Source organism: Arthrobacter sp. MDT2-16 (assembly GCF_054510925.1).
In genome coordinates this window covers 284,598-299,742 of the sequence record NZ_JBTNDP010000005.1, presented here as the reverse complement: position 1 = coordinate 299,742, position 15,145 = coordinate 284,598, and the positions used below count along the sequence as shown (strand labels likewise).

The 15,145-nt window shown below is 71.1% G+C and carries 13 protein-coding genes; 10 read left to right on the top strand and 3 right to left on the bottom strand.

Annotated features, from left to right (window positions below):
- Positions 1-1,339 precede the first annotated feature (1,339 nt).
- Genes ACX80N_RS11405 through ACX80N_RS11360 form a run of 10 tightly spaced genes read left to right on the top strand, consistent with a single transcriptional unit; the run spans position 1,340 to position 11,451 of the window.
- Positions 1,340-2,710 (top strand): hypothetical protein, encoded by a 1,371-nt coding sequence (locus tag ACX80N_RS11405; protein WP_459339475.1) that lies wholly within the window; start codon positions 1,340-1,342, stop codon positions 2,708-2,710.
- Positions 2,703-3,710: an HAD-IIA family hydrolase gene (locus ACX80N_RS11400; protein ID WP_459339474.1), complete on the top strand. Its 1,008-nt coding sequence runs from the start codon at positions 2,703-2,705 to the stop codon at positions 3,708-3,710. The genes ACX80N_RS11405 and ACX80N_RS11400 overlap by 8 nt, the downstream gene beginning before the upstream one ends.
- Positions 3,707-4,000 (top strand): hypothetical protein, encoded by a 294-nt coding sequence (locus ACX80N_RS11395; protein WP_105030071.1) that lies wholly within the window; start codon positions 3,707-3,709, stop codon positions 3,998-4,000. Before ACX80N_RS11400 ends, ACX80N_RS11395 begins: the two co-directional genes overlap by 4 nt.
- A complete protein-coding gene (locus ACX80N_RS11390; protein ID WP_459339473.1) occupies positions 3,987-4,838 on the top strand; it encodes a TlyA family RNA methyltransferase in 852 nt (283 codons plus the stop codon). Before ACX80N_RS11395 ends, ACX80N_RS11390 begins: the two co-directional genes overlap by 14 nt.
- The gene (locus tag ACX80N_RS11385) at positions 4,831-5,757 is read left to right on the top strand and encodes an NAD kinase (protein ID WP_459339472.1); all 927 of its coding nucleotides are present in this window, start codon (positions 4,831-4,833) and stop codon (positions 5,755-5,757) included. Before ACX80N_RS11390 ends, ACX80N_RS11385 begins: the two co-directional genes overlap by 8 nt.
- Complete coding sequence (gene recN / locus ACX80N_RS11380; protein ID WP_459339471.1) at positions 5,754-7,481, top strand: DNA repair protein RecN; 1,728 nt, start codon at positions 5,754-5,756, stop codon at positions 7,479-7,481. Before ACX80N_RS11385 ends, recN begins: the two co-directional genes overlap by 4 nt.
- Positions 7,478-9,178 carry a CTP synthase gene (locus ACX80N_RS11375; RefSeq protein WP_459339470.1) on the top strand — a complete coding sequence of 567 codons (1,701 nt, stop codon included), beginning with the start codon at positions 7,478-7,480 and terminating at the stop codon, positions 9,176-9,178. The genes recN and ACX80N_RS11375 overlap by 4 nt, the downstream gene beginning before the upstream one ends.
- A 2-nt stretch (positions 9,179-9,180) precedes the next feature.
- Positions 9,181-9,867 carry an NUDIX domain-containing protein gene (locus ACX80N_RS11370; RefSeq protein WP_459339469.1) on the top strand — a complete coding sequence of 229 codons (687 nt, stop codon included), beginning with the start codon at positions 9,181-9,183 and terminating at the stop codon, positions 9,865-9,867.
- Positions 9,837-10,835: a site-specific tyrosine recombinase XerD gene (xerD, locus tag ACX80N_RS11365; protein ID WP_459339468.1), complete on the top strand. Its 999-nt coding sequence runs from the start codon at positions 9,837-9,839 to the stop codon at positions 10,833-10,835. Before ACX80N_RS11370 ends, xerD begins: the two co-directional genes overlap by 31 nt.
- Positions 10,828-11,451 carry an 8-oxo-dGTP diphosphatase gene (locus ACX80N_RS11360; protein ID WP_459339467.1) on the top strand — a complete coding sequence of 208 codons (624 nt, stop codon included), beginning with the start codon at positions 10,828-10,830 and terminating at the stop codon, positions 11,449-11,451. Before xerD ends, ACX80N_RS11360 begins: the two co-directional genes overlap by 8 nt.
- Before the next feature lie 32 nt (positions 11,452-11,483).
- On the opposite strand, the gene ACX80N_RS11355 is transcribed toward ACX80N_RS11360, so the two are convergent.
- Genes ACX80N_RS11355 through ACX80N_RS11345 form a run of 3 tightly spaced genes read right to left on the bottom strand, consistent with a single transcriptional unit; the run spans position 11,484 to position 15,107 of the window.
- Positions 11,484-12,623 carry a bifunctional 2-methylcitrate synthase/citrate synthase gene (locus tag ACX80N_RS11355; protein ID WP_459339466.1) on the bottom strand — a complete coding sequence of 380 codons (1,140 nt, stop codon included), beginning with the start codon at positions 12,621-12,623 and terminating at the stop codon, positions 11,484-11,486.
- Positions 12,620-13,576 (bottom strand): methylisocitrate lyase, encoded by a 957-nt coding sequence (prpB, locus tag ACX80N_RS11350; RefSeq protein WP_459339465.1) that lies wholly within the window; start codon positions 13,574-13,576, stop codon positions 12,620-12,622. Before prpB ends, ACX80N_RS11355 begins: the two co-directional genes overlap by 4 nt.
- A gap of 10 nt (positions 13,577-13,586) precedes the next feature.
- Positions 13,587-15,107 carry an MmgE/PrpD family protein gene (locus ACX80N_RS11345; RefSeq protein WP_105030081.1) on the bottom strand — a complete coding sequence of 507 codons (1,521 nt, stop codon included), beginning with the start codon at positions 15,105-15,107 and terminating at the stop codon, positions 13,587-13,589.
- Positions 15,108-15,145: the final 38 nt, after the last annotated feature.

The window sequence follows — 15,145 nt, the reverse complement described above, 5'->3', positions numbered from 1 at the left end:
CCGATGGTACTGCACCCGAGAGAGTGTGGGAGAGTAGGACACCGCCGGACAACCATTACAGGCAAGAGGCCCCACCACGGTGGGGCCTCTTCCCCGTTAACCACCAAACCCCACACACCCCCACAGGCACAGGCACGGTGCCGGCACACAGGCACACCCACCCCACCCGCACCTCACAGCCACATCGGGCACATCGGGCGTGGCGCCGCGCCGGTCTTCGGACTGGTTATGGAGGCATGGATCACATCGGGCAGTACACGCCATCACGATGAAGTGGGGCGCGATGCTTCGTGGTTCCATAGATCAGTAGCACCCACAGCAGAATAGAGACGAGTCGGCGAGATGTGCCGGCACCTGATGAGAGGACCGCGCTGCCATGGCTGAGCAGGAGCACACCACTGGACGAGACGGGGACCCCCGCCAGTCGGGAGGCGCGTCGGACCGAGGTCAGGGAGGGTCCGGACAGACGGAGCGTCGCCACTCGTGGGGCTCGAAGTCTGGCGGCCAAGGGTCCCGGCCACCGGCATCCCGCGGAAGTGACAACCGCTCCAAGGACCGCAACGAGGCGGGAACGGACCGGCCCTACCGCGGAAGTCGCTCGGACGAGGGCGCAGGAGGGCAGCGGTCGGCGGCCGGAGGTGATCGCCGTGGCGCCCGCACCGAGGGTGGTTTCCGCGGTTCGAGCAGCGGCGGACCCTCCTCAGGCGGCAGGCCCGCATGGAAAGGCCAGTCGGAGGTGCGCGGTGCCGACCGCGCCGGTGGTAGCTACGGTCGCGACGGCCAGGACAAGCAGCGGGAGCGCCCGGGCTACTCCCGCGACGGACGGCCGGGCCAGGACCGTCAGGCTTCCGGTCAACGCTGGGGCGATCGCACGGGACAGAAGTCCGGCCGGCCGGCGCCGCGTTCCTCGGACCGTCCGCAGGCTGGCACCGAGGACGGCAGAGGGGCGCAGCTGCGCGGTTCAGCCTCCCGTGGCGCACCGGCCTCCGGATCGGCCGCCGACCGGCAGTCCCGCCCTGCAGGAAGAGGCGGCGCGCCGGGCACCAGGTCCGGTGAGGGCCGCGAGCGTCCCTGGCAGTCCCGGTCGTCGGCGGACGGTCAGGGCGATCAGCGTCGGTCGTCCGACCGCAGCACATCCTTCCGCCGTCCTGCGGATCGCCAGGACCGTGGTCCCAGCGTCGAACGCCGGAACGACGATCGACGGGGGAACCGCTCGGGAGGTGGCACGCCTGAAGCGCCGCGGACACACAATGCGCGGGACCTGCGGAGTGCGAACCGACCCGATCGCGAACGTTCACCCGAGATCGACGAGGACGTCAAGGGGGACGAGCTCGACCGGGTGACCCGCGCGCAGGTTCGCAACCTCGAGGAGCGCAGCGCTCTCTGGGTGGCGAAGCACCTCGTGATGGCGGGTCGACTGATCGACATCGACCCCGAGCTGGCGTTCCAGCATGCCCTTGCCGCGAGTCGGCGCGGCGGACGACTGGCGGCGGTCCGCGAGGCCGTCGGCCTGACGGCCTACGCGGCCGGCCACTACGGGGAAGCGCTCCGGGAGTTCAGGACGTTCCGCCGGATCAGCGGATCCAATGTGCACCTTCCCGTGATGGCAGATTGCGAGCGGGGCCTGGGTCGCCCTGACCGCGCCCTGGATCTCGCGCGCAGTGAGGAAGCCGAGTCACTCGATACGGCGGGTAAGGCCGAACTCGCGATGGTGGTGTCCGGTGCGCGAGCCGATCTGGGCCAGCTCGATGCCGCAGTGGCCGCGCTGGAGATCCCGCAGCTCGACCTGCACCGTGCCTTCTCCTTCAGCCCGCGCCTGTTCCGCGCCTATGCCGACGCACTCGATGCCGCCGGTCGCTCGAGCGAGTCCGACACGTGGCGCCGCCAGGCCGGGGTGGCGGAGAAAGCGCTCGGGCTCGATGACGATCTGGAACCCGACATCATCGATCTGGGTGAGGACGACGACCCGGCCCCGCTGCCCGTACCGAAGGTCTCGGAAGTCCTCGGTACGAACACCCCGGACGCGCCCACCGGTCCGGCCGACGACGACGCGACCGAGGTCACCGTCGAAGTCCCGACGGACGGGCAGGCTCAGCCCGGGAACGGCGTGACGACTGGTGATGCCGAGGGTGCGCCGACAGCTGCTGACGACGCCGGCGACGGTGCGGATGACACGGACACCGGCGAGGGTGCGATCGACATCGATGCAAGCGACGCCCCAGGCGAGATCGCCGTGGTCGCAGGATCTGACCCAGCGGGGGGCCCGAAGCCGAACCCGGTGGGGGACATGTCCCTGGATCTCGAAGCCGATCTGGACGCTCAGGGTGAGGATCGACCTGCTGCCGGGACGCTCGACATGACGTTCTCCGACGCGGACACGGCCGACGCAACGGACTCCGAGACGCCCACGGCCACCGATGAGCCCGTAGCAGTCCCCGTGGACGCAGTGCCCGCCGGTGAGACGTCGGCGCCGGTCGAGGCCCTTCAGACGGAGATGCTGTTCAGCATGGACGGCTCGGGTACAGCCGATCTCCCTGCGACCGATGAGGTGGGGCGAGGCGAGGAGTCGGGCGAGCCGACCGGATCGGGTTCGGAGGACCAGGCCGGCGCAGCGCCTGACAGCGGGGCGCTCCCGGACGAGGCGACGGCGCCGAAGCGCAAGCGCCCCAGCAGGGCCAAGGCGAGTCAGGAGGACGTCGTCGATGACTGAGCGCCTGATCGACGGCTTCGACGGCGTGCTCGCAGACCTCGACGGCGTGGTCTACGCCGGTCCCCGGGCGATCGCCGGGGCGACGGACGCCCTGCAGCGACTGGCGGACGAGGACAAGAGTCTGGCCTACGTGACCAACAATGCATCGCGATCCTCGGAGGAGGTCGCCGCCCATCTGCGGGAACTCGGTGCGCCCGCCACCGCGCACCAGGTGTTCGGCTCCGCCCTGGCCGGCGCCGAGCTGCTCGCCGGCCAGGTGGCCGGTGGATCCTCGGTGCTCGTCGTGGGCAGCGAGACCCTCGCGGACGCGGTCCGTGCGCAGGGCCTCGTGGTCGTCGCCTCGGCGCAGGACCGGCCCGACGCCGTCATCCAGGGGTTCTCGCCCGCGTTGGGTTGGAAGGACCTGGCGGAGGCCGCTTACGCCGTCGCCGCCGGCGCCATTTGGGTGGCCACGAACACGGACATGTCCATCCCGCAGGAGCGGGGCATCGCACCGGGCAACGGGACGCTCGTCGCGGCCGTCGCCGCGGCCACCGGGAAGTCGCCGTCGATCGCGGGCAAGCCCGGAGCTGCCCTGTTCGAGACCGCGGCACGCCACTCCGGCGTCGCGCGCGCCCTCGTGGTGGGGGACCGGCTCGACACGGACATCCTCGGTGGCAACCGCGCAGGCATGGCGACCGCCCTGGTCCTGACAGGGGTGGACACCGTCCGCACGGCCCTCGCCGCGGACGTCGGGGAGCGTCCGGACTACCTGCTCGCGTCACTCGCCGAGCTCTACGAGGAATACCCGGCGATCACGGCCGACGACGATGCCTTCACCTGCGGCGCAGCGGTGGCCCGGGTCGAGGCCTCGACGGTGCACGTCAGCGGTCGCGAGGACGACGTCGACAGCTGGCGCGCGGCGTGCGCCGCCTGGTGGTCCGCGCACCCGCACACGGTGCCGGGCGCCGCGCCGTCCGTCGAGTTCACGAGTGCCGCCCGGCCGGGAGCACGGCGATGACCGGGCCCGGGCAGGAGCGGACGGCGCAGGAGGCCCACGAGGCAACCCGGGATACGCCCCGCGGGACGGGCCAGGAGCCAGACCGAGGCACGCAGGAGGCACTCGGCCCCGGGTCCGACGCCGACCCGGGCGACGCGCAGGTCGGCCGGGTCCTGGCCCAGCTCGACGTCCTGGCCGACCTTCCCGTGGCGGAGCACGCCGCGGTGTTCCTCGACGTCCACGACCGCCTGAGCGGGCAGCTCAACCCGGAGCAGCAGCTCCGCCGGGCAGGAGCCGATGGCTCGCCTTGACCAGGAGCTCGTGGCGCGCGGCCTCGCGCGGTCACGGTCCCACGCCGCACAACTGATCAGCGCGGGACGCGTGTACCGCGAGGGCGTCGTGGCGCGCAAACCCTCCGCGCCGATCCTCCCGGCCGACACCCTGCTGGTCGAGGACCGCGGCGAGGACTACGTCAGTCGTGCCGGCACCAAGCTCGACGGCGCACTGCGCGCCTTCCCTGCGGTGGACCCCTCGGGCAAACGGTGCCTCGACGCCGGTGCCTCGACCGGAGGTTTCACCGACGTCCTGCTGAGGCGTGGCGCGCGCGAGGTCGCCGCCGTCGACGTCGGGCACGGTCAGCTCGTCCAGCAACTCCGCGACGACCCCCGCGTGCACGTCTTCGAGGGGATGAACGTCCGCCACCTGGACCCTGCGGACATCGGCGGCCGGGCGGACCTCACCGTCGCCGACCTCTCCTTCATCTCGCTTCGGCTCGTCATGCCCGCACTGACCGGCGCCACCGGGAACGGCGGGGACCTCCTCCTGATGGTGAAACCCCAGTTCGAGGTCGGCCGCAGCGGGCTCAACCGGCTCGGCATCGTCACCTCCGGTGACGCCAGGCGCCGCGCCGTGGCCGGGGTGGTGCGCAGTGCCCTGGAATGCGGATCCGAGGTCGCGGGACTCGCGCAGAGCCAGCTGCCCGGACAGGACGGCAATCTCGAGTACTTCGTGTGGACAAAGGTGCCGCCGGCGGGATTGATGCCTAGGATCGAGGGGGAGCTGGACCGGCTGACCGACCAGGCACTGAATGCGCTCTTCCCACCGCCCGGCACGGCTCGACCCATAGATCAGACGGAGCTTGATGAGTAGACGAATCCTGGTGCTCGCCCATACCGGCCGCAGGAACGCGATAGTCGCGGCGCAGGAAGCGTGCACACGCCTCAACGACCTGGGGCTCCAGCCGGTCATGCGACCCGAGGAACTCGCCGACACCCAGGCCGAGTACGGAGCCCTCGCCGCTCCGGCCGAAGCGCTCGGCGACGGCGTCGACTTCGGCGACGTGGAGCTCGTGATGGTCCTCGGCGGTGACGGCACCATCCTGCGCGCCGCCGAACTCGTCCGGGAGGCCGACATCCCGCTCCTGGGCGTCAACCTCGGGCACGTGGGATTCCTCGCCGAGAGCGAGCGGGCCGACCTCGCGGAGACGGTGCGATGGGTGGCGGACCGCAGCTACACCGTGGAGGAGCGGACCACCATCGAGGTCGAGGTCTGGCACGGCGGCACGCTGCTCGGACGCAGCTGGGCGCTCAACGAGGTGGCCGTCGAGAAGGCCGACCGTGAGCGCATGATCGAGGTGGTCATGGAGGTGGACGGCCTCCCCGTCAGCTCCTTCGGGTGCGACGGCGTGGTCATGGCCACCCCGACCGGCTCCACCGCCTACGCCTTCTCCGCCGGCGGACCCATCGTCTGGCCGGAGGTCGCGGCGCTGCTCATGGTGCCCATCAGTGCCCACGCCCTCTTCGCGAAGCCGCTCGTGGTCGCGCCCACCTCGGTCCTCGCGGTCGAGCTCCTCACCCGCACCGACGCCGCAGGCGTCCTCTGGTGCGACGGGCGGCGCAGCATCGACCTGCCCCCTGGCGCCCGCGTCGAGGTGCGCCGCTCGGAGCGGCCCGTGCGGCTCGCCCGTACCCGGCAGACACCGTTCTCGGAGCGGCTCGTGCACAAGTTCGAACTCCCCATCCAGGGCTGGCGCGGCCCCGTGAGACACCAGGACGGATCAGCCCAATGATCGAGGAGATGCGTATCCGCGACCTCGGCGTCATCACCGACGCGACCCTCAGCCTGGGTCCGGGGCTGACGGTGGTGACCGGTGAGACCGGCGCGGGCAAGACCATGGTCATCACCGCGCTGGGCCTGCTGCGGGGTGCGCGGTCCGACGCCGGCGCGGTGCGGCTCAACGCCAAGTCGGCCTCGGCGGAGGCCGTGCTGCGCCTCGATCCGCGCAGCCCCGCCGCCATGAGGGCCGCCGAGGCAGGGGCCGCCCTGGAGGAGTACGACGGCGTCGCCGAGCTGATCCTCGCCCGCACCGTCACGAGCGAGGGCCGCAGCCGGGCGTACGTCGGCGGCCGGGCCGCCCCCGTCGGCGTCCTCGCCGAGCTGGGCGACGAGCTCGTCGTCGTCCACGGGCAATCCGACCAGCTGCGGCTCAAGGGTGCGCCCGCGCAGCGGCAGGCCCTCGACAAGTTCGGCGGGACCACCCTCGAGGACGCCCTGCAGGCCTACGGGGACGCGTTCCGGAGGTGGCGCGATGCCCTCGCCGAACGCGACCGCCTGAGGAGCGAGGCACGCGAGCGCCTGCGGGAGGCCGAGAGCCTGGAAGCGGCCCTGACCGAGATCGGCGACCTCGAGCCGCAGCCGGGGGAGGACGCCGCGCTGAAGGCTGAGTCCATGCGCCTCGGGAATCTCGAGGAGCTGCGCACGGCGGCCCTCGTGGCCCACCAGGCGCTTGTGTCCGAGGACATCGGCGCGAGTGCCGACGCCGTGTCGCTGGTCGACGAGGCCAGACGCCAGCTCGAGGCGGTCAGCGGGCACGACGCCGACCTCGGCAGGCTGACAGAGCGGCTCGCCGAGGTGGGCTACCTCCTCGCGGACATCTCCGCGGAACTCGCCGGTTATGGGACGGCCCTGGACGGCGAGGGTGCGGGCAGGCTCGAGGAGGTCGAGTCGCGCCGCGCGGCGCTCTCGGTGCTGGTCCGGAAGTACGCGCCCACGATCGACGAGGTGCTGGCCTGGCAGGAGGACGCCGTGAAGCGACTGCTCGAGCTCAGCGGCGACTCGTCCCGGGTGGAGGAGCTCGACGATGTCATCGTCGAGCTCGACCGGCAGGTCCACGAGCTCGCCGATACGGTGTCCTCGCTGCGGCGGGAGGCGGCGGAAAGCCTCGCGGCGAAGGTCAGCGACGAACTCACGGCCCTCGCGATGCCGGACGCCCAGCTGCTGATCGAGGTGACGCCGGCCGAAGCGCTGACCGTCCACGGGGCCGACGACATCACGTTCAACCTGCAACCGCATCCCGGCTCGGCCCCGCGCGCCCTGGGCAAGGGGGCCTCGGGCGGTGAGCTGTCGCGCGTGATGCTGGCCATCGAGGTCGTCCTCGCGGCCGTCGACCCCGTTCCGACCTTCGTCTTCGACGAGGTCGACGCGGGCGTGGGCGGCAAGGCCGCCGTCGAGATCGGACGCCGACTCGCGATGCTCGCCGAACACGTCCAGGTCATCGTGGTGACCCATCTGCCCCAGGTGGCCGCCTTCGCCGCCCGCCACATCCGCGTGACGAAGAACGTCTCCCGGGACGGCGAAGGGGGAGGCGTGACCGCCAGCGACGTGGAGGTACTGCCCGACGACGAACGCGTGCGCGAACTCGCGCGCATGCTCGCCGGCCAGGAGGACTCGGCGTCGGCGCGTGCCCACGCCGAGGAGCTCCTCGCCGATGCCGCCCGTACAACTGCTCGGTGATAGGCTTGAACTCCGTGGCGCAGCAAATAAACTCCCGGTTCCTGAAATCCGCAACGACCAAGCACATCTTCGTGACTGGCGGCGTGGCCTCCTCACTCGGCAAGGGACTGACGGCATCCAGCCTGGGTCACCTCCTGAGGGCGCGCGGCCTCTCCGTGACCATGCAGAAGCTCGATCCCTATCTCAACGTGGATCCCGGCACGATGAACCCGTTCCAGCACGGCGAGGTCTTCGTGACCGACGACGGCGCCGAGACGGACCTCGACATCGGCCACTACGAGCGGTTCCTCGACGAGAACCTCGACGGGTCGGCGAACGTCACGACCGGTCAGGTGTACTCGACCGTCATCGCCAAGGAACGCCGGGGCGAGTACCTCGGTGACACCGTGCAGGTCATCCCGCACATCACCGACGAGATCAAGCGCCGCATGCGCCTGCCTGCCGAGGCCGCTCCCGGCAGGAAGGCACCCGACGTCATCATCACCGAGATCGGCGGCACGGTCGGTGACATCGAGTCGCAGCCCTTCCTCGAATCGGCCCGCCAGGTCCGCCAGGACGTGGGCCGGAACAACGTCTTCTTCCTCCACGTGTCACTGGTGCCGTACATCGGTCCCTCGCAGGAGCTGAAGACCAAGCCCACGCAGCACTCCGTGGCCATGCTGCGCTCCATCGGTATCCAGCCCGACGCCATCGTTATCCGGTCGGACCGCGAGGTACCCGCCGCCATGCGCGAGAAGATCGGCCGCATGTGCGACGTGGACATCGACGCCGTCGTGAACGCGGCCGATGCACCGAGCATCTACGACATCCCCAAGACCCTCCATGCCCAGGGCCTCGACGCGTACATCGTGCAGGCGCTCGACCTGAAGTTCAAGGACGTCAACTGGACCAAGTGGAACAAGCTGCTCGAAGCCGTCCACAATCCCAAGCACCACCTCGAGGTCGCGCTGGTCGGCAAGTACATCGACCTCCCCGACGCGTACCTGTCGGTGACCGAGGCGCTGCGCGCCGGCGGGTTCGCGAACAAGGCCAAGGTCACGATCAAGTGGGTCCCGTCCGACGAGTGCCAGACACCGGAGGGTGCGAAGAAGGCTCTCGAGGGCGTCGACGCCGTCTGCATCCCCGGCGGTTTCGGCATCCGGGGCCTCGAGGGCAAGCTCGGGGCGCTGACCTACACCCGCGAGAACGGGATCCCGACGCTCGGGCTGTGCCTGGGGCTCCAGTGCATGGTCATCGAGTACGCCCGGAACGTCGTGGGCCTCGAGGGCGCGTCCTCGAGCGAGTTCGAGCCGGACACCGAGTACCCGGTCATCGCCACCATGGCCGAGCAGCTCCACATCGTGGCCGGCGACGGCGACATGGGCGGTACGATGCGCCTGGGCCGCTGGGAGGCGAAGCTCCAGGAGGGCTCCGTGATCGCGGGGACCTACGGCAGGACCACGGTCTTCGAACGCCACCGCCACCGCTACGAGGTCAACAACGAGTTCCGCGAGCAGATCGCCGACGCGGGCCTCGTGTTCTCCGGGACGACCACGGACGGCAAGCTCGTCGAGTTCGCCGAGCTGCCGAAGGACGTGCACCCCTACTACGTCGCCACGCAGGCCCACCCCGAGCTGAGCTCGCGCCCCACACGGCCGCACCCGCTGTTCGCCGGACTCGTCAAGGCGGCCCTGGAACGCCGCGGCGCGAAGGTCTGATCGTGGGGCAGCCCGGATCGCAGACCGCCACGTTCGGTGACGAGCAGAGCCCGCGCCGGCTCGTGGGGACCACGACGGTCTACGAGGGGCGTGTGTGGGACGTCGTCAGCGAGCAGTTCACCCTGACCCGGGACGGCGAGACCATCACCCGGGACTTCATCCGGCATCCCGGCGCGGTCGCCGTGCTGGTGCTGGACGACGACGGCCGGATCCTCCTGCTGCGCCAGTACCGCCACCCGGTCCGCATGGCGCTCTGGGAGATCCCGGCCGGGCTCCTCGACGAGGACGGCGAGGACTTCGTGGACGCCGCCGCCCGCGAGCTCGCGGAGGAGGCCGACCTCACCGCGCGACAGTGGCACGTCCTCGTGGACCTCTTCCTGTCCCCGGGCTCCTCCTCGGAGGCCCTGCGCGTCTACCTGGCGCGCGGCATCGGAGACGTCCCCGAGGCGGACCGCCACACCCGCACGCACGAGGAGGCGGAGATCGAGCTCATGTGGGTGGATCTCGACGCCGCCGTGGACGCCGTCCTCGCGGGGCGCATCCACAACCCGTCGGCCACGGCGGCCATCCTCGCCGCCCGCGTGGCGCGCGAGAACGATTTCGTCGATCTGCGCCCCGCCATGACGCCCTGGCCCGAGCACCCGAGCCAGCACCCCACATGGCCGCGCGGCGCCGTGCTCGAGGGCTGAGTCCCGTGCCGGCACCGGCACCCGCCGACGGGGACGGCCCGCTGTCCGTCCTCGTCCGGGACTACCTGCAGCACATGTCCGTGGAGCGCGGGTTGTCGGCCAACACGCTGGCCGCCTACCGGCGCGATCTCAGGCGCTACGAGGCGTTCCTCGCCGCGCGGGGCGTCCAGGATCCCCCGACGATCACACGGCACGACGTGTCGGCCTTCGCGCAGGCCGTCGCCTCCGGGGACGACGGCTTCTCCCCGCTCAGTCCCCGATCGGCAGCCCGCACGGTCGTCGCGGTCCGCGGCCTCCACCGGTTCTGGGCGCTCGAGGGGATCACCGAGGGCGACCCCGCCCGGGACGTGCACCCCCCGATCACCGGGCAGCGGCTCCCGAAGGCCATCCCGGTCGCCGACGTGGTGCGCATCCTCGAATCGGTCGACACCGGCACGCCGTCGGGGCAACGCGATCGCGCGCTGCTCGAGTTCCTGTACTCCACGGGCGCGAGGATCAGCGAGGCCGTGGGGCTCGACGTCGACGACGTCTCCGTGAGCGACGCCCTGGACGGTCCCGCAGTGGTGCGCCTGACGGGCAAGGGCTCGAAGGAGCGACTGGTGCCCGTGGGCTCGTACGCCGCCCGGGCCGTCGACGCCTACCTCGTCCAGGGACGCCCTGCCCTGGCGGCGAAGGGCAAGGGCAGCCCCGCCCTGTTCCTCAACGCACGCGGCGGACGCCTGAGCCGCCAGAGCGCCTGGACCATCCTGAAGACCGCCACGGAACGTGCGCAGGTGCAGCGGGACGTCTCCCCGCACACCCTCCGCCATTCCTTCGCCACCCACCTGCTCGAGGGCGGCGCGGATGTCCGCGTGGTGCAGGAACTCCTCGGGCACGCCTCGGTCACGACCACGCAGGTCTACACCCTCGTCACGGCCGACACCCTGCGCGAGATCTACGCGGCGGCCCACCCGCGGGCCCATGCCTGAGCCGGGGCGCCCAGGACCCGGCCTCGCGGGGCTCGGCACCGACGGGGGAGTGCACGCCGAACCGGAACGGCCGGGCGAGTGGCTCACCGTGGACGGCGTGGCCTACCGCTGCGTGGCCCTGTGCTTCCTGTTCCGTCCCGGTGACGCTCACGAGGATGCCCGGACCGGCGCTCCGCACGACTGCAGCGCGCCGAGGGAGGTTCTCCTCGGACTGAAGCGCACCGGATTCGGCGCCGGTCGCGTGGTGGCACTCGGAGGGAAGATCGATGGACGCGAGTCGGCCCTGGAGGCGGTCGTCCGCGAGGTCGCCGAGGAGAGCGGCATCGCACTGGATCCCTCGGCGGTGCGCGAGGCCGGCCGCATCGCGTGGTCGTTCCCGGCGCGGCCGGCCTGGAACATGGCGGCCTTCCTCTTCACGGCCGATGCCGGGACGGCCACGCCGGTGCCGAGCGAGGAGATCGAGCCCCGCTGGTACCCCGTGGACGCCATCCCGTGGCACAGCATGTGGCAGGACGGCCCGCACTGGATCCCGCTCCTCCTCGAGGGGCGCAGGGTCGATGCCGCCATCGTGATGGACACCGACAACGAAGGCGTGGCGAGCGCCGTCCTGCGCTGACCGCCCGTCCGCCGAGGGCCGGAAGGGCTCGGTCAGCCCACGTGCCGCTCGTCGGGTCCGTCGTAGAGGCTCAGGGGCCGGATGAGCGAGTTCGACGCCGCCTGCTCCATGATGTGAGCCGTCCAGCCCGTGATGCGGGCGGCGATGAACAGCGGCGTGAACATCTCGGTATCGAAGCCCATGAGGTGGTAGGTGGGTCCGGCGGGGTAGTCGAGGTTGGGTTTGATGCCCTTCGCCTCGTCCATCGCGGTCTCGAGTCCGGAGTACAGGCCGAGGATCTCGTCGCGCCCGTAGTACTCGATCATGGCGTCCAGCGCGGACTTCATGGTGGGGACCCGGGAGTCACCGTGCTTGTACACGCGGTGGCCGAAGCCCATGACCTTCTTCTTCGCGGCGAGGGCGTCCTGCATCCACGCCTTCGCGCGGACGGCGGCGTCCTCGTGGCTCTCGTCCTGGCGGATACCGATCTCCTCGAACGTGTGCATCACGGCCTCGTTCGCGCCGCCGTGCAGTGCTCCCTTGAGCGCGCCGATGGCACCGGTGACGGCCGAGTGCAGGTCCGAGAGCGTCGAGGCGATCACGCGCGCGGTGAAGGTGGAGGCGTTGAAGGAGTGCTCCGCATAGAGGACCATCGACACGTCGAACGCGTGGACCACCTCCGCGGGGGCCTCCTCGCCGAAGGTCATCCACAGGAAGTTCGCCGAGTAGCCGAGGTCCTCGCGGGGCTCCACGCGCGCCTGGCCGCGACGGCGCCGCTGGTCGTAGGCGACGACGGCGGGGAACACGGCGAAGAGCGCGGCAGCCTTCTCCCTGTCCGCCTCCGGTGTGTTGTCGCCCGCGCGCGGGTGGCTCGCGCCGAGGACCGACACCGCGGTCCGTGCGACGTCCATGGGATGCGCTGTCAGGGGCAGGAGGTCGATCGCCGCGACGACGTTCTCCGGCAGGCTCCGGTGCGCGCGTTCGAACGCGTCGAAGGACGCTCGCTCGCCGGCGTCGGGCAGGTCGCCGTTCCACAGCAGGTAGGCGACGTCCTCGAAGTCGCGGTGGCCGGCGAGCTCCTGCACCGGATAGCCCCGGTACAGCAGCGAGTTGGTGTCGGGGTTGACCTTCGAGATCGCGGTGGTGTCCACCACGACCCCCGCGAGCCCCTTGTGGATCTCCGGTTCTGTCACGACTGCTCCTTCTCCCCATTCGGTCTCTCGGATCCGGGTGCGCCCGCCCGGTGGCCGCGCGGCACCTCGAAGTTGAACACCGAGGAGTCGAAGCGGTTGTACCCCTCGTAGTCCACCAGTTCGTACAGCCGGCTGCGCGTCTGCATCTGGTCCACGGCGGCGTCCTGCGTGCCGTGGGCCCTGATCGAGTCCAGCGTACGCTCGGCGGCGCCCATTGCACTGCGCAGCAGCGTGACCGGGTAGATCACCATGGTGACGCCCACCTCCTGCAGCTGCTCGGCGGTGAACAGCTCGCTCTTGCCGAACTCCGTCATGTTGGCCAGGATCGGCACGTCCACGGCGTCGCGGATGGCCTGGAACTCCGCCAGGCTGCGCAGGGCCTCGGGGAAGATGGCGTCCGCGCCCGCCCCGACGAGCGCGTGGGACCGCTCCTGGGTCGCCTCGAGGGTGTCGGTCCCACGGATGTCCGTGCGCGCCATGACGAGGAAGTTCGGATCGCGACGGGCGTCGGCCGCAGCGCGGACACGCTTCACGGCCGTGTCGAGGTCGACGACGTTCTTCCCGTCGAGGTGGCCGCACCGCTTCGGGTTGAACTGGTCCTCGATGTGGCACCCGGCGAGACCGGCGTTCTCGAGTTCCTGCACGCTGCGGGCCACGTTCATCGGCTCGCCGAAGCCCGTGTCGGCGTCGACGATGCACGGCAGGTCCGTCATGCGGGCGATCTGCCCCGCGCGGTGCGCGACCTCCGTGAGGGTCGTCAGGCCGATGTCCGGGAGGCCGAGATCGGCCGCGATCACGGCGCCGGAGATGTAGACGCCGTCGAAGCCCTTGTCGCCGATGAGACGGGCCGACAGGGGGTTGAACGCTCCGGGGAACTGCTGGATCCGTCCGGAGGCGAGCCCGTCCCTGAAGGCGCGGCGCTTCTGCTCGGGGGTGATGCTCGAGTACAGCACGGCGGCCCCCCTACAGGAGTCCCTGCGGCGCGCCGGCCGCGTCGAGGAGGCCGGGACGGGCCACGATGTTCAGCCGGCCGAGGGACCCGGCGGGCAGGTCCGGCAGCTGCTCGACGGCGGCGAGGAAGCGATCGAGCTCCGCGTCCTCCACGATGCCTGCTGCCAGCATGCGCAGCTTGGCGACGTAATCCGCGCGGGCGAACGGCCGGGCGCCGAGCGGGTGCGCGTCCGCGACCGCGATCTCGTCGGTGATGACCCTGCCGTCCGTGAGGGTGATCTCGACCCTCCCGCCGAACGCCTTCTCCGCGATGTCCAGGGAGTGGTAGCGCCGGGTCCACTCCGGGTCCTCGAGCGTGGTGACCTTACGCCACAGCGCCACCGTGTCCGGGCGCGCGGCACGGGCCGGTGCGTAGGAGTCCTCGTGGTGCCAGCGGCCGTCCTGCAGTGCCACGGTGAAGATGTACGGGATGGAGTGGTCGAGGGTCTCCCGCGACGCGGTGGGGTCGTACTTCTGCGGGTCGTTGGCGCCGGAGCCGATCACGAAGTGCGTGTGGTGCGAGGTGGAGATGACCACGGAGGCGACGTTCCCGGGGTCCGTCACCTCCGGGTGGGCGCCGTGGAGCCGTCGCGCGAGGTCGATCCAGGCCTGTGCCTGGTACTCGGCGGAATGCTCCTTCGTGTAGGTGTCGAGGATGGCGCGCTTGGGTTCGCCCTGCGCGGGAAGGGGCACCTCGTAGGAGGCATCCGGTCCGTCGAGGAGCCAGGCGATCACGCCGTCCTCGCCCTCGTAGATGGGCGTGGGCGAGGTCTGCCCGCGCATCGCCCGGTCCACCGCCTCCACCGCCATCTTGCCGGCGAAGGCCGGCGCGTGCGCCTTCCACGTCGAGATCTCTCCCTTGCGCGACTGGCGGGTCGCCGTGGTCGTGTGCAGCGCCTGACCGACGGCATGGAAGATGACGTCTGCATCGAGGTCCAGCAGGGTGCCGATGCCCGCTGCGGCGGACGGGCCCAGATGCGCCACGTGGTCGATCTTGTGCTCGTGGAGGCAGATGGCCTTCACGAGGTCCACCTGGATCTCGTACCCGGTGGCGAGCGCGCGCACGAGGTCCCTGCCCGAGGCGCCCGTGTGCTGGGCCGCGGCGAGGATGGGCGGGATGTTGTCACCCGGGTGCGAGTAGTCCGCGGCGAGGAAGGTGTCGTGGTAATCGAGTTCGCGCACCGCGACGCCGTTGGCCCAGGCAGCCCATTCCGCCGAGACCGGGCCGTCGACCCCGAACACGGCCGCTCCCGCGCCGTGCGCGGACACCGGGTGGCTCAGCGCCTGGGCGCGGGCGGCGACGACGGGCGCCCGGGTCAGCGACGCGACGGCCACGGAGGCGTTGTCGATGATGCGGTTGATCACCATGTCCGTGACCTCGGGCGCGACCTCCACCGGGTCGGTGGCGACCTCGGCGATCTTCCAGGCGAGCTGCCCGGTCCGGGGGAGGTTCTCCTCGCTGCGGTGGACGCGGACGGGATGGAGTTCGACCATGGTGTTCCTCTCGGTGGGGCTGGGTGGTGCGGTGTCGG